Below are 14,454 nucleotides of genomic sequence, written 5' to 3' on the forward strand. Positions count from 1 at the left end.
CGAGCCTCAGGAGCGGGCCGCGAGGAACCCGATGATCTCGGCGAGGACCGCGTCGTCGACGAGGTCGGTCGCGTGCTCCCCGGAGGGCAGCACCCGAAGGACGCTGTCGACGCCCGCCCGGCGGAGGGCGGCATCCATCCCCCGCGCCTGCGAGTCGGGGATCGCCTCCCGGTCGCCGGTGAGGAGGTAGAAGGGCGGCGAGTCCGGGCCGACCGCGCCGACCGCGGAGGCCTCGGCGGCGGCAGGGCACTCCGCGGCCGTCGCGGCCTCCGGGCAGTCGAGGAAGCTGCGCCCGAGGCTCGGGAGCGACCCTCCCTCGAGCTCGCCGAGCCGTGTATCGGCGAAGTCGAGGACCCCGGAGAGGCTGACGACGGCATCCACCCGGTCCGCGGTGCCGGCCGGCCGCAGCGCGGCGAGCGCCGCGAGTGTGCCGCCGGCGGAGCTGCCGAACAGCGCCACCCGCTCCGGGTCGGCCCCGAGGTGTCCGACCGCGCCGGGCGCCCGGACCCAGTCGACCGCCGCCGTGACGTCCTCGACGGGTGCCGGGTAGGTCCAGCGCGGGGCGAGCCGGTAGTCGATCGAGACCGCGAGCCAGCCCGCGCGCGCGAAGGCGGGGCCGAACCTGGCGAAACGCTCCCGCGCCCGGTCGCCCGCGACGAAGGCGCCGCCGTGCACCATGACGAGCACCGGCAGCCGCTCGCCGCCGGGCGGCCGGTATGCGTCCAGCGCGAGACGCTGGCCCTCCACCTCGCGGTAGACGATGCCGCGGGTGACCTCCACGCCGTCCTCGACGACGGGTGCGGGCGCATCCCAGGCGGTGGCGGACTCCGCGGGCGGCGACGCCGACGGCGTCGGGACCGCCCGCTCGGGCGGCTCCGGCGTGCAGCCGGCGAGGCCGACGAGGCCCGCGAGGACGAGCGCCGAGGTGAGCACGGCGAGCCCCCTCCGTCGACCGCCCCGGCGGGCGGGCGTCGGCACGACCGTGATCGCGGCGGTGCCCGCGGCGGCCGGGCTCACGGGACGACGCCGGCGGGCCGGTCGGCGAGCTTCTCCCGGAAGAAGGCGACGATCTGCGCCCGCAGCTCCTCGTCGAGCATGCCGACCGAGTGCCGGGTGCCCCGCACCTCGACGAAGGTCGTGTCGACGCCGGCGCCGCGCAGCGCCGACACGAAGCGCGCCGACTGCTGGATCGGGATGAGCTCCTCGCTCGAGTGCGCGACGAGGAAGGGCGGGTCCGTCTCGTCGACCGAGTAGATGGGGGATGCCGCGAAGGCCGCATCGCAGACCTCGCCCTCCGCGCACGCGAGGTAGTCGCGCTGCACGGGCTCGAAGACGGGGTTCACGGCGATGCCGGTCAGATCGTTCGGGCCGCTGAGATCGACGACGGCCGCGACGCGCGTGCCCGTGTCGGTCGCGCCCGATCCCCGCGTGCCGAGCAGCGAGACGAGGTTGCCGCCGGCCGAGCCGCCGAAGGCGCCGATGCGCGTCGGGTCGATGCGGTAGCGCTCCGACTGCTCGGGCGCGCGCAGCCACGTCACCGCGGCGCGCACGTCGTCGAAGGCGGCCGGGAAGGGATGCGCGGGCGCGAGCCGGTAGTTGATGTTCGCGACCGGGGAGCCGCTCGCCTTCGCGAGCCACTGGCAGGTCGCTCGCCAGTGCACGTCCGCCTTGTCGCCGCGGGTCCAGCTGCCGCCGTGGACCATGAGGATCGCCGGGCGGAGGCCGACCTGCTCGGCCGCCTCGGCATCCTCGCCCTCGGGGACGGCGCCGCCCTCGTCGGGGGTCGGGGATGCCGTGGGGCCGCGCTCGGGCGTCGGCAGCGGGACCGGATCGAGATCGGGCTGGTCGCCGCGAGGGGTGTCGGGCGCTTCGCCGTGGTCCTCGCCGGAGTCCTCCGCCTCGGCGACGGCATCGTCGGGCGGGAGGCAGATGTCGAGCCGCAGCTCCTCGTCGTCGGCGGTCGCGTAGACGAGGTCCTCGACGACGGGGACCTCGGGGTCGAGCTCGAAGACGGGGGTCGTGCCCTCGGCCACCCGGTCGCGCTGGTCGCCCTGCGGGGCGCAGGCCGCGATCCCCGCCAGGAGCGCCAGGGTCGCGCCTCCCGCGAGGGCGAGGGTGAGGGGTGCCGGGCGCATATGGCGGTCCAGTTTACAGGTGAGGCCAGGCTGGGGTACTCTGGAGGGTCGGCTCACGACATGCCCGGTGTTCCCGGGTCGCTTCACTTGTACGTCGTGCGGGCCGGATCGATGCGACATCTCGCATCGAGGACTCATTCGAGAGAAAACGGCCCCGGTCGACGACTGCCCGGGTTCTCATCGCGCGCCCCAGGGCCCGCGGTGCCTCATTTCGACGAACACCGGAAGACAGCATCACCATGCCCAGCAACGACAAGGGCGGCCGACGCGCGCCCTCGAACTCCTCCGCCCGCTCCTTCGGCGCCCCCAAGCGCGCCGGCAAGGGCGGCCCGAGCCCCAAGCACCGCGGCTACCGCCCCGACGCCGAGTCGGGGGATGCCGGCCGCAAGTCGCGCTGGAGCGCCGAGGAGCGCTCCGCCCGCGGCCACAGCGCCGAGCGTCCGCGCGGCGAGCGCTCGCGTGACGAGCGCGGCGGCCGCGACGACCGCGGCTCCGGCGGCTTCCGCGGCGGCGAGCGCACGCAGCGCCCCGCACGCGGCGAGCGCCCCAACTGGGAGCCCCGCGGCAAGGACGCGCGTGGCTTCGGCGAGGACCGCGGCGGTCGTGACGACCGCGCGCCGCGTCGCTTCGACCGCGACGACCGCGCGCCCCGCCGTTTCGAGCGGGAGGACCGCGCGCCCCGCCGCTTCGAGCGCGAGGAGCGCCCGGCCCGTCGGGACGACCGTGACGATCGCGGCCCGCGTCGCTTCGACCGCGACGAGCGCCCCGTGCGCCGCGACGACCGCGATGACCGTGCGCCGCGTCGCTTCGACCGCGATGACCGCGCGCCGCGTCGCTTCGACCGCGACGACCGTGCGCCCCGACGCTTCGACCGCGACGACCGCGACGACCGCGCGCCCCGCCGCTTCGACCGCGAGGAGCGCCCCGCCCGGCGCTTCGAGGACGACCGCCCGCGTCGCTTCGACCGTGACGACCGCGCCCCGCGTCGCTTCGACCGCGACCGCCGCGACGAGCGCCCCGTGCGCCGCGATGACAGCTCCTTCTACCCGAGCGCCGAGGCGAAGGCCAAGGAGGCGCAGCGCGACGACGTCGTGCTCGAGCGCCTCGAGGCGGAGGCCATCCAGGCCCAGGACGTCGAGGGAATGACCTTCGCCGATCTCGGCCTCGGCGGCAACATCACCCGCGCGGTCGCCGAGCTCGGCGCCGTGAGCCCCTTCGCGATCCAGGCGGCGACGATCCCCGACGTGCTCGCGGCGCGCGACGTCCTCGGTCGCGGCCGCACGGGCTCCGGCAAGACGATCGCCTTCGGCGCCCCCCTCGTCGAGCGCCTCATGCAGATGCAGGCGGACGCCGCCCCCGGCCAGCGCCGTCGCCCGGGCCGCGCCCCGCGCGCGATCATCCTCGCGCCGACCCGCGAGCTCGCGCTCCAGATCGACCGCACCGTGCAGCCGATCGCGCAGAGCGTCGGCCTCTTCACGACGCAGTTGTACGGCGGCGTCCCCTACCCCCGCCAGGTGGGTGCGCTGCAGCGTGGCGTCGACATCGTGATCGGCACGCCCGGCCGCATCGAGGACCTCGTGGAGCAGGGCCGCCTCGACCTCTCGCAGATCGCCATCACGGTGCTCGACGAGGCCGACCACATGTGCGACCTCGGCTTCCTCGAGCCGGTGCAGCGCCTCATCCGCCGCACCCCGGAGGGCAGCCAGAAGCTCCTCTTCTCGGCGACCCTCGACTCCGGCGTCGCGACGCTCGTCGACGAGTTCCTGTCGGAGCCCGCCGTGCACGAGGTCGCGAACGACGGCCAGGACGCCTCCACGATCGAGCACCGCGTGTTCATGCTCGACCAGCGCGACAAGCAGTCGGTGCTCGCGGAGCTGGTCTCCGGCCCCGGCAAGAAGCTCGTGTTCGCCCGCACCCGCGCCTTCGCGGAGGACCTCACCGACATGCTCGAGGACGAGGGCATCCGTGCCGTCGCGCTCCACGGCGACCTCAACCAGTCGCGCCGCACGCGCAACCTCGAGCGCCTCACGAGCGGCCGGGCCTCGGTGCTCGTCGCGACCGATGTCGCCGCCCGCGGCATCCACGTCGACGACATCGAGCTCGTCGTCCAGGCGGACGCCCCCGACGAGTACAAGACGTACCTCCACCGCTCGGGCCGCACGGGCCGCGCGGGCAAGGACGGCGTCGTCGTCACGCTGGTGCCGTTCAACCGCCGTCGCCGCACGCAGGATCTCCTGAAGCGCGCCGAGATCGAGGCGGAGTGGACCGAGGTGCGCCCGGGCGACGCGCTCGTCGCCGAGGTCGCCGGGATCCTCGCCGAGGCGTCCGACGACGAGGACTGACCCGCACCTCCCTTCTCCCTTCTCGCAATAGACATGTCTCTCGCGGCGGGGACGGCCTCACCGGCCTGTCCCTGGAGCGGGAGACATGTCTGTTGCGGGGGCATGGGCGAGAAGCGCGGCGGCTAGCGTGGTGGGATGCGAATCCGCGCCTTCGAGGAGTCCGACACGGAGGCGGTCGTCGCCCTCTGGCATGCCTGCGGCCTCGTCCGCCCCTGGAACGACCCGCACCGCGACATCGAGCGGAAGCTCGCCGTGCAGCGCGAGCTGTTCCTCGTCGGCGTCGACGAGGAGGATGCCGTGATCGGAACCGCCATGGCTGGTTACGAGGGGCACCGCGGCTGGGTCAACTACCTCGCCGTCGACCCCAGCGCGCAGCGGCTCGGCCACGCGCGGGCGCTCATGGCGGAGGTCGAGCGGCTGCTCCTGGAGCGCGGCTGCCCGAAGCTCAACCTCCAGGTGCGCGACACCAACGAGGATGCGCTCGCCTTCTACGCGGCGCTCGGCTATGTGCGCGACGCGAGCGTCTCGCTCGGCCGGCGACTCATCCCCGACGACTGAGCCGCATCCCGCATCCCGCATCCCGCATCCCGCCGCACCGAGCGCAAGAGACATGTCTGCAGCGCCCCGGACCGGTGGATGCGGCGGTCCCTCGCGCAGGAGACATGTCTCTGGCGCCACCCCGCCGGGGTCAGCGGGCGGCGACGCCGCGCTTCCAGTAGCCGGAGAAGGTGACGTGCTGCTTCGGCACGCCGCGGCCCTGCACGAGGTGCCGGCGCGCCCCCGCCGCGAGCGCCTGCTCGCCGACCGCGAAGGCGTACGGCGAGCCCGCCGGGAACTCGAGCGCCTCCAGCGCCCGCAGCGCGGCCGAGCCCGGGTCGGTCCCGGCCTCGCGCACGAGCCAGTGCACCTCGACGCCCGACGGCGCCCCGACATCCTGGCGATCCGCCTCGTCGAAGAGCTCGATGATCGCGTGCCCGACCGCGTCGCGGGGGAGGTCGCGGAGGATGCCGGCCACCGCGGGCAGGCCGCTCTCGTCGGCCACGAGCAGCACCCAGTCGGACGGCACCGGCGCCCAGCCGCAGCCCTGATCGATGAAGGCGACCTCGGCGCCGGGCTCGACCGCTGCCGCCCACGGCCCCGCGATCCCCTCGTCGCCGTGCGACACGAAGTCGATGTCGAGCTCGCGCGACGCCGGCCGGAAGGCCCGCACCGTGTAGTTGCGGATCGCCGGCCGGCTCGTCTTCGGCAGCGTCAGGTACTTGAGGTACCCGCCGATGCCGAAGCGCTGCGGCATCCCCTCGAAGCTCGTCGACTGGTCGACGGGCAGCGCGAGCCGGAACCACTGGTCGAAGCCCTGGTACTCGTAGCGCCCGAGATCGTCGCCGCCGATCGTGACGCGCACCATGTTCGGGGTCACGCGCTCGGTGCGCAGGACGGTCGCCCGGACGAGGCCGGAGGGGGCGTGGGTGACGGCGATGTTGCTCATGGCAGCTCCAGTGCGGGGGCGAGATGGTGGACGAGGTCGGGCGAGACGACGAGGACCGCGGCGCCCGCGACCCACACGAGGACGATGAAGACGACGTCGCGGGGGCGGAACGGGATGCGGTGGCGCTCCGTGCGGGAGGGGTGCGCCCCGAAGGCGCGGGCATCCATGGCGAGGGCGACGCGCTCCGCGTGCCGGATCGCGCCGGCGAGCAGCGGCACCAGGTAGCCGATGCGGCGACGCAGGCCCGCGACCGGGCCGCGGCCGCCGGCCATGCCGCGGATGCGGTGGGCGCGGCGGATGACGTCGAGCTCGTGTCCGAAGCGCGGCACGAAGCGGAAGGCGGCGAGCGCCGTGTAGCCGATCCGGTAGGGCACCCGCAGCTGCTGCACCATCGAGCGGACCAGGTCGGGGCCGGTCGTCGTGAGTCCGGCGAGGAGCGAGAGCGCGACGAGCGCGAGCAGCCGCAGCGCGGTCGCCAGGCCGACCAGCCAGGCGCCGAGCCGCAGCTGGTAGGAGCCGACGGTGAGCAGCGCGGGCCCGCCGGGCGTCGCGACGGGGTCGGCCCAGAGCCCGAAGCTGAAGCTCAGCACGAGGACGGCGAGCGGGATGCCGCCCAGCACGGCGAGGGCGGCGCGCGGCCGCAGGTGCGCGCCGATGAGGAGCAGGAGGAGGGCGAGCAGCAGCAGTCCGAGCGGCGCGCCGAGGTCGCGGGTGAAGATCACGGCGACCATGAGCGGCAGGGGGCCGGCGACCTTCGCGAGCGGGTTGAGGCGGTGGAGGAAGCGGAGCGGGCCGTGGTCGACGCGCTCCGCGTAGGGGTCGACGCCGCCGCGGGCGAGCGCGCTCATCCGCGGGCTCCCGAGGCGCCGGGCGCGCCGGGCGCGCCGGGCGCCCCGGGCAGCTCCGCGAGTCGCGAGATGCCCCGCCACGTCGCGTGCCGCGCGAGGCCCCGCATGGCGCGGCCGAGGGGCGGATGGCGGAGGCCGGCCTCCTCGAGCGCGGCGCCCGCGAGGACGGCCGCGGCATCCCCCTCGGCGACGACACGGCCGGCGCGGAGTGCCGCGATGCGGGTCGCGTGATCGGCGACGAGCTGCATGTCGTGGGTGACGACGAGGATCGTGGTGCCCTCGCCCCGGAGCTCGTCGAGCAGGTCGAGCAGCTCGGCGGCGCGCTCGCGGTCCTGGCCGAAGGTGGGCTCGTCGAGGGCGAGCACGCGGGCGCCGGCGATGAGCGCGGTGCCGACGGAGAGGCGGCGCTTCTGCCCGCCGGAGAGGAGGAAGGGGTGCCGCTCGCGGTGGGCGGCGAGGCCGAAGCGGCGCAGCATCCCCTCGACGCGCTCGGCGATCTCGGCGGGGTCGCGGCGCTGGAGCTCGAGCGCGTGCGCGAGCTCCTCGGCGACGGTCGCGCGGATGAACTGGTGCTCCGGGTTCTGGAACACGAAGCCGACGTGGGCGGCGAGCTCGCGCGGGTCGGCGCGCGCCGGGTCGAGCCCGGCGGTCCGGATGCGGCCCCGCGGCGGCGGGACGACGCCGGCGATCGCCTGCAGCAGCGTCGTCTTGCCGGCGCCGTTCTCGCCGACGATCGCGAGCAGCTCGCCGGCCGGCACCTCAAGGGCGATGCCGTCGAGGAGGCGCCGGCCGCCCCGCTCGATCGTGAGGCCGGCGACCGCCACCTCCGCCGGCCGAGGCGCCTGCGACGCCGTCGCGCGCGCCTCGACGAGCGGCAGGGGCGGCAGCTCGTGTACCGCATCCAGCCCCGCCGCGAGCTCCGCCGGCGTCAGCGGCAGCGGCTCGAGCCGCACACCCGCCTCGCGCAGCCGGAGCGCCGCGAGGGTCGCGACCGGCAGCCACACCCCGAGCTCGAGCAGCCGCTCCGCCTCGGTGCGCAGGAGCGCGGCCGGACCGTCCAGGACGGAGCGGCCGTCGGCATCCAGCACGAGCACCCGGTCGATGAGCTCCATCGCCGCGTCGAGGTTGTGCTCGACGAGGACGATCGCCCGCTCGCCGCCCGCGACGACGCCCCGCAGTGCCGTGTAGACCTCGTCGATGCCGACGGGGTCCAGGTTCGCGGTGGGCTCGTCGAGCACGATGACGGGCGCCTCGAGCGCGAGCGCGCAGGCGATCGCGAGGCGCTGGCGTCCGCCCCCGGAGAGACGGTCGGGGTTCTCGAGTCGGCGCTCCCACAGCCCGACCGTGCGCAGGGCGCGCTCCGCCCGCTCGAGCACCTCCGCCGCCGGCACGAGCAGGTTCTCGGGCCCGAAGCAGACCTCGTCGAGGAGGGTGCCGGTGACGATCTGCGCGTCCGGGTCCTGGAACACCATCGCGACGTGCGCCGCGAGCTCGCCGACCTCGTGCTCCGCCGTGTCGAGCCCCGCGACGAGGATGCGCCCCTCGAGGGATGCCGGGACGGCGTGCGGGATGAGGCCGTCGAGCGCGAGCGCGAGGGTCGACTTGCCCGAGCCGCTCGGGCCGAGCAGCAGCACCGCCTCGCCCGGCCGGACGACGAGGTCGACGCCGTCGGGCGTCGCGGGGCCGCCGTCCTCGTGGCGGATGCGCACGCCCTCGAGTCGGAGGGGCGCCGGGGTGCTCATGCCGCTCTCGGCTCCTCCCGCGCGGAAGCGGCGGACGTGCTCATGCGCGGCCCTTCCGGACGGCGCCGAGCCCGGCCCGGCGGAGCTGCCACGCGATCCACTGCGCGGCGCCCGTGACGGCGGCGGCGGTGAGGATCGCGATGGCCCACATGACGAGGTAGACCCAGAGGTGGACGCGGCCCGCGTCGAGCGCGGCGAAGGCGAGCGCGCTCATGGCGAGGAGGCCGAGGGGGTGCGCGATCCAGAACCACCAGCCCGTCCAGACCCGCCAGCGGGTGAGCGCGAAGGGGATCTCGATCGCGGCGCCGACGGCGAGGAACAGGGGGAGGTGGGCGAAGCCGCCGAAGGCGAAGGGCGCGCTCACGAGTCCCGTGACGAGTGCGGTGAGGAGGCCGGCGCCGGGCGCCTGCAGGAGCCGCTGCGCGACGAGCGCCGAGATGGCGTAGACGCCGGTCGTCGCGGCGTAGAAGAAGAGGGCGGTGGGGGCGGCGACGATGCTCGCCCAGCTCAGCCCGATCGCGAGCAGCGCGCCGGCGGCGCCGAGCGCGGCGCACACGAGGAGGAGCCGCGAGGAGGACCTCGTCCTCGGTCGTGCGGGCGCGGCGGGCATGGCGGTCCTCGGGTCGGCGGGCGTGCGGTGCGGCGGCACCGGGCGCACCCGATCCCGTCCGCGGGTAAGGCTCACCTTACCGCGCGCGGGCGGCACCCGCCGACGGGCCCGGCTAGGCCACCGCGAGCAGCGCCGCCGCGATGATCGCGAGCCCGATCCCGCACCACTGCACCGGCGAGACCCGCTCGCGGAGCACGACGGCCGCGAGCGCGATCGTGCCGACCGGGTAGAGGGCCGCGAGCACGCTCGTCACGGCGAGCTCGCCGAGCCGCAGGGAGGTGAGGATGAGCGAGTTCGCGATGACGTCGAGCACGCCGCAGATGGGGGCGACGAGGATGCCGGCCCGCCAGCCGGCGGAGAGCGGCACGCCACGGCGGCGCGCGACGAGCGCGAGCACGACGACGATCGTCGAGATCACGAGGCAGCTCGCCGAGCGGTTGAGGAGCAGCGGCACGACGCCGGAGTCGTGCGGTGCCTGGTCGAGGAGCACGATGATGACGCCGATGAGCACGCCCGAGCCGATCGCGTAGGCGAGGCCCCGGGGGCTGACGCGGGCCGCGCGAGCCGGCCCGGCCTCCCCCGCGGCACCCGGCGCCGCGCCCACCCGGTCGCCCTCCGGCCCGCGAACGAGGCTCACGAGCACGACCGCGACGAGCGCCATCCCGATCGCGCCCGCCGCGAGCGGCGAGAGTGCGTCGCCGAGCACGAGGCTCACCCCCACCGGCACGATCGCGGCGAGCACCGCCGTGATCGGCGAGAGCACGCTCATCGGCCCGATCGCGAGCGCCGCATAGAGGAGGAGCAGTCCGCCCGCGTTCGCGACGCCGCTCAGCGCGCCCCAGACGATCGCCTCCTCGGACCAGCGGGCCGGGATCAGCAGCGCGAGCGGCACGAGGAGCACGATGCCCGTCGCCGCCGACAGCGCGACCACCCGCACGGGCAGGATGCGTCGGGATGCGATGCCGCCCACGAAGTCACCGGCGCCGTAGACGAGGGCGCTCGCGAGCCCCACGACGACAGCGATCACCGAGCCATTCTGCCGGTGTCGGCGGCTCGGTGAACGCTGGACGACGAAACGAGCTGAGCACTACCGCAGAATCCGCTCCCGATCTAAGGTGAGCCATGCCCCCCATCCGGGGGCAGAACCCGAGCACCCCGTCAGACCCCCGCAAACGGAGGAACCGAGTTGTCCGAGCCCACTCCCGCCGCTGCGGCGTCCACGAGGCGAGGCGGCTTCCGCCGGGTCGCGCTCGCGGTCGCCGCCGCCTGCGCCCTCGCCGTCGCCCCGCTGGCCGTTCCCGCGGCGAGCGCGGCGACCGTCACCCACACCATCGCCCAGGTCCAGGGCCCCGGGGCGACGACGCCCCTGAACGGCCAGACGGTCACGGTGCAGGGCATCGTCACCGCCGTGTACCCGGCGCCGAGCGGCTACAACGGCTTCTTCCTCCAGACGCAGGGCTCCGGCGGCGGCAAGACGGCGCGCACGGGCGCTTCCGACGGCCTCTTCGTCTTCACCGGCTCGGGCGCCTTCCCCGGCGTGAAGATCGGCGACAAGGCCACCGTCACCGGCCGCGCGGGCGAGTACCAGGGCCAGACGCAGGTGACCGCGACCGCCGCCGGCAGCGTCGAGGTCGTCGACTCGGGCTACAAGCTCCCCAAGGTCACAAGCCTCCCCGACACCGTCCTCGGCGACGCGCGCGAGTCCTACGAGGGCATGCTCGTGAAGCCGAGCGGCACCTACGTGCTCGGCTCGACCCACCAGGCCTACAACTTCGGCTCCCTCTGGCTCAGCGCCGGCGGCGAGCTCGTCCAGGCGACCGATCAGGTCGATGCCGGCCCCGAGGCCGCCGCGATCGCCGCCGAGAACAAGGCCAAGCGCCTCCTCGTCGACGACGGCTACAGCATCCAGGTCACGAACGGCGCCCACCCGGGCACGCAGCCGTACCTGACGAAGGAGACGGTGGTCCGGAACGGCGACGTCTTCGTGCCCTCGAAGAAGCCCATGGTGCTCGGCTACGGCTTCGACGACTGGCGGCTCCAGCCGCAGATCGCGCTGAACGACGCCTCGAAGCCCGCGTACAAGCCCTCCTTCGAGCCCGCGAACCCGCGGCCCGAGGCGGCGCCCGAGGTCGGCGGCGACGTGCAGTTCGCGGCCTTCAACGTGTTCAACTACTTCACGACCTTCGGCGGCGACGCGCGCGGCGCGGCCGACGCGGAGGCCTTCGCGATCCAGAAGTCGAAGATCGTGCGCGCCGTGAACGGGCTGGATGCCGACGTCGTCGCGCTCCAGGAGATCGAGAACTCGGTGAAGCTCGGCGAGGAGCTCGACGAGGCGCTCGCCGACCTCGTCGCGGGGCTCAACGCCGAGGCCGGCGAGGGGGCCTGGGACTTCGTGCCCACCCCGGCCGAGCTCGACGACGCCGCGATCACCGACTTCATCACGAACGCGATCATCTACAAGCCCGCCGCGGTCACGCCCGTCGGCGACAGCTTCACGCAGATCGACGAGGACGTCTGGGACATCGCGCGCGAGCCGATCGCCCAGACCTTCGAGGTCGCGCGCGGGACGAACGTGACCGTCGTCGCGAACCACTTCAAGTCGAAGAGCGGCTCGGGCACGCAGCCCGCCGACGGCCAGGGCTTCTTCAACGCGGAGCGCGTCGAGCAGGCGGAGGCCGTGGCCGGCCTCGTCGAGGACATCCGGGCCGACGACGAGAAGGGCCCGCACGTCCTCCTCCTCGGCGACTTCAACGCCTACGGCCAGGAGGACCCGATCCAGGCGCTCACCGGCGCCGGGCTCGTCGACCTCGTGCCGGCGAAGGCGGAGGGCCAGCACACCTACAGCTTCGACGGGCAGCTCGGCTCCCTCGACCACGCGATCGCGACCCCCGAGCTCGCGGAGCAGGTCGCCGGCGTCGGCGTCTGGGGCATCAACGCCGCCGAGTGGAGCGATCGCGGCTACGGGTTCGGCGCCGCCGAGGCGGGCACCCCGTACCGCTCGAGCGACCACGACCCGATCCTCGTCGGCGTCTCGGCCGAGGACGCGCCCGCGCAGCCGGTCGACATCGACATCCTGAGCTTCAACGACTTCCACGGCCGCATCGAGGCGGCGCCGCCCGCGGCGGGTGCCGCCGTGCTCGGCGGGCTCGCGCGCGACCTGCGCGCGGCGAACCCGAACACGCTCGTCGTCTCCGCGGGCGACAGCGTCGGGGCCTCGACCTTCACCTCCTTCATCCAGCAGGACCAGCCGACGATCGACGCGCTCAACGCGATCGGCCTCGACGCCACCGCGCTCGGCAACCACGAGTTCGACCAGGGCCGCGATGACGTCGACGACCGCCTCATCCCCGAGTCCGACTTCCCCTACCTCGGCGCCAACGTCTACGACCGCGAGACCGGCGAGCCGGCCTTCGACGAGTACGCGATCGAGGAGCGGGACGGCGTGCGCGTCGGCTTCATCGGCGCCATCACGGAGGACATGCCGGGCCTCGTCTCGCCCGACGGCATCGCGACGCTCGAGTTCCGCTCGATCGTCGACGAGGTCTCCCGCGTCGCGGAGGACCTCCGCGACGGCGAGGAGGCGAACGGCGAGGCGGACGTGCTCGTGCTCCTGGTCCACGAGGGCGCGGGCGACGCGACCATCGAGTCGGCGACCGGCGACACCCCCTTCGGCGAGATCGTGAACGGGCTCGCGGGCGAGGTCGACGCGATCGTCTCGGCGCACACGCACCAGCAGTACGTGCACGAGATCCCCGTCCCCGGCAGCGACCGCACCATGCCGGTCATCCAGTCGGGCCAGTACGGCGAGGCCTACGGGCTCCTCTCGATGACCGTCGACCCCGACTCGGGCGAGCTGCTCGAGATCGGCGCCGAGATCGCGCCGCTCGTCGGCGCGGCCGAGCCGGACCCGGCGATCGCCGAGATCGTGGCGGATGCCGTCGCGGTCGCAGAGGTCGAGGGCGCCGTCTCGCTCGGCTCCATCACGGGCGACATCACCCGCGGCCAGCAGGCGGCGGGCGGCGAGAACCGCGGGGCCGAGTCGACCCTCGGCAACCTCATCGCCGACGTGCAGCTCGAGCAGACGCAGGACCTCGGGACGCAGGTCGCGATCATGAACCCGGGCGGCATCCGCGCGGATCTGAACTACGCCTCGACCGGGCCGAACGACCCGGACGGCAACGTCACCTACCGCGAGGCCGCCGTCGTGCAGCCCTTCGCGAACACGCTCGTGACCCTCGACCTGACGGGCGCGCAGCTCGAGCAGGTGCTCGAGGAGCAGTGGCAGCCCGCGGGCCTGTCGCGGCCGTTCCTCAAGCTCGGGCTCTCCGAGGGACTCACCTACACCTACGACCCGGATGCGGCGGCGGGCGAGCGGATCACCGCCGTCTACCTCGACGGGGAGCGGGTCACGGCGGAGCAGACGATCAAGGTCGTCACGAACTCCTTCCTCGGCGGCGGCGGCGACCAGTTCTTCACCTTCGCCGAGGGGACGAATCGCGCCGACTCCGGCCGGATCGACCTCCAGGCCTTCGTGGACTACTTCTCGGCCAACAGCCCCGTCTCGCCCGACCTCGGCAACCGCTCGCTCGGCGTGACGGCATCCGCCCCCGCCGACGAGGCGGGCTACGCGCCGGGCGAGGAGGTCTCGCTCGACCTCAGCTCGCTGCTCTTCTCGAAGGGCGGCCCGACCTCGGGCGAGGCGACCGTCTCGGCGGGCGAGGAGGTGCTGGGCTCCGCGCCCATCGCCTTCGCGATCACCGACGCCTACGACGAGCAGGGTGCGGCGACCGTGAGCTTCACGGTGCCCGAGGATGCGGCGGCGGGCGAGCTGCTGCTGACGATCGGCGGCCCGGAAGGCACCGCGGTGCCCTACGCGATCACGGTCGCGGAGCAGGACGGCGGCCCGGTCGAGCCGGTCGAGCCGGTCTCCACCTGGACCTCGGCCTCCGCGTCGAAGTTCATCACCTTCGACGGGACGGTCGACTACCGCGTCCGGGTCACGGCGGACGACGGCTCGGCCCCCGTGGGCGAGCTCGTGATCCGCGACGGCGCGAAGGTCGTCGAGACGATCCAGCTCGACGAGGGCGACGCGGGGAAGGCCACGGCGAAGCTCGCGAAGCTCACGCGCGGCATCCACCTCCTCACCGCCACCTTCGAGGGCGAGGGCTTCGAGCAGTCCGTCTCCTGGCCCTCGATCCTGCTCGCCCTCTAGCTGGGTTCCGGCCGCGATAGACACGTCTATCGCGCGGGGGACGGTCCTACGGGGCCGTCCCCTTCGCCGTAGACGTGTC

10 protein-coding genes are annotated in these 14,454 nt (G+C 74.4%); 3 read left to right on the forward strand and 7 right to left on the reverse strand.

Going from position 1 to position 14,454, the window contains the following annotated elements:
• Positions 1-6: 6 nt before the first annotated feature.
• A complete protein-coding gene (locus OF852_RS10905; RefSeq protein WP_271119185.1) occupies positions 7-1,017 on the reverse strand; it encodes an alpha/beta hydrolase in 1,011 nt (336 codons plus the stop codon).
• Entirely contained in the window at positions 1,014-2,135 is a 1,122-nt protein-coding gene (locus tag OF852_RS10910; protein WP_271119186.1) for an alpha/beta hydrolase, read from the reverse strand. Before OF852_RS10910 ends, OF852_RS10905 begins: the two co-directional genes overlap by 4 nt.
• Positions 2,136-2,374: 239 nt before the next feature.
• Between OF852_RS10910 and OF852_RS10915 the strand changes: the two genes are divergently transcribed.
• The gene (locus tag OF852_RS10915; RefSeq protein WP_271119187.1) at positions 2,375-4,477 is read left to right on the forward strand and encodes a DEAD/DEAH box helicase; all 2,103 of its coding nucleotides are present in this window, start codon (positions 2,375-2,377) and stop codon (positions 4,475-4,477) included.
• 135 nt (positions 4,478-4,612) lie between these two features.
• Positions 4,613-5,035, forward strand: coding sequence for a GNAT family acetyltransferase (locus OF852_RS10920; protein ID WP_271119188.1), 423 nt, complete (start codon positions 4,613-4,615; stop codon positions 5,033-5,035).
• A 130-nt stretch (positions 5,036-5,165) separates the two neighbouring features.
• Here the strand turns inward: OF852_RS10920 and OF852_RS10925 are convergent, their stop codons facing one another.
• The 5 genes from OF852_RS10925 to OF852_RS10945 form a co-directional block, all read right to left on the reverse strand.
• Positions 5,166-5,963 (reverse strand): siderophore-interacting protein, encoded by a 798-nt coding sequence (locus OF852_RS10925; RefSeq protein WP_271119189.1) that lies wholly within the window; start codon positions 5,961-5,963, stop codon positions 5,166-5,168.
• Entirely contained in the window at positions 5,960-6,811 is an 852-nt protein-coding gene (locus tag OF852_RS10930) for an energy-coupling factor transporter transmembrane component T family protein (protein WP_271119190.1), read from the reverse strand. Before OF852_RS10930 ends, OF852_RS10925 begins: the two co-directional genes overlap by 4 nt.
• Positions 6,808-8,553: an ABC transporter ATP-binding protein gene (locus OF852_RS10935; protein WP_271119191.1), complete on the reverse strand. Its 1,746-nt coding sequence runs from the start codon at positions 8,551-8,553 to the stop codon at positions 6,808-6,810. Before OF852_RS10935 ends, OF852_RS10930 begins: the two co-directional genes overlap by 4 nt.
• Positions 8,554-8,593: 40 nt before the next feature.
• Positions 8,594-9,163 carry an ECF transporter S component gene (locus OF852_RS10940; RefSeq protein WP_271119192.1) on the reverse strand — a complete coding sequence of 190 codons (570 nt, stop codon included), beginning with the start codon at positions 9,161-9,163 and terminating at the stop codon, positions 8,594-8,596.
• Positions 9,164-9,275: 112 nt separating this feature from the next.
• Positions 9,276-10,190: an EamA family transporter gene (locus tag OF852_RS10945; RefSeq protein WP_271119193.1), complete on the reverse strand. Its 915-nt coding sequence runs from the start codon at positions 10,188-10,190 to the stop codon at positions 9,276-9,278.
• 159 nt (positions 10,191-10,349) lie between these two features.
• Between OF852_RS10945 and OF852_RS10950 the strand changes: the two genes are divergently transcribed.
• A complete protein-coding gene (locus tag OF852_RS10950; RefSeq protein WP_271119194.1) occupies positions 10,350-14,375 on the forward strand; it encodes an ExeM/NucH family extracellular endonuclease in 4,026 nt (1,341 codons plus the stop codon).
• The last annotated feature ends 79 nt before the right edge of the window (positions 14,376-14,454 follow it).

The organism is Homoserinibacter sp. YIM 151385 (assembly GCF_027912415.1).
Classification (GTDB): Bacteria; Actinomycetota; Actinomycetes; order Actinomycetales; family Microbacteriaceae; genus Schumannella.

Excerpts from the sequence above, each read along its gene's own strand:
- OF852_RS10910 (WP_271119186.1), bottom strand. The coding sequence starts at position 2,135 with ATGCGCCCGGCACCCCTCACCCTCGCCCTCGCGGGAGGCGCGACCCTG.
- OF852_RS10915 (WP_271119187.1), top strand. The coding sequence starts at position 2,375 with ATGCCCAGCAACGACAAGGGCGGCCGACGCGCGCCCTCGAACTCCTCC.
- OF852_RS10920 (WP_271119188.1), top strand. The coding sequence starts at position 4,613 with ATGCGAATCCGCGCCTTCGAGGAGTCCGACACGGAGGCGGTCGTCGCC.
- OF852_RS10925 (WP_271119189.1), bottom strand. The coding sequence starts at position 5,963 with ATGAGCAACATCGCCGTCACCCACGCCCCCTCCGGCCTCGTCCGGGCG.
- OF852_RS10930 (WP_271119190.1), bottom strand. The coding sequence starts at position 6,811 with ATGAGCGCGCTCGCCCGCGGCGGCGTCGACCCCTACGCGGAGCGCGTC.
- OF852_RS10935 (WP_271119191.1), bottom strand. The coding sequence starts at position 8,553 with ATGAGCACCCCGGCGCCCCTCCGACTCGAGGGCGTGCGCATCCGCCAC.
- OF852_RS10940 (WP_271119192.1), bottom strand. The coding sequence starts at position 9,163 with ATGCCCGCCGCGCCCGCACGACCGAGGACGAGGTCCTCCTCGCGGCTC.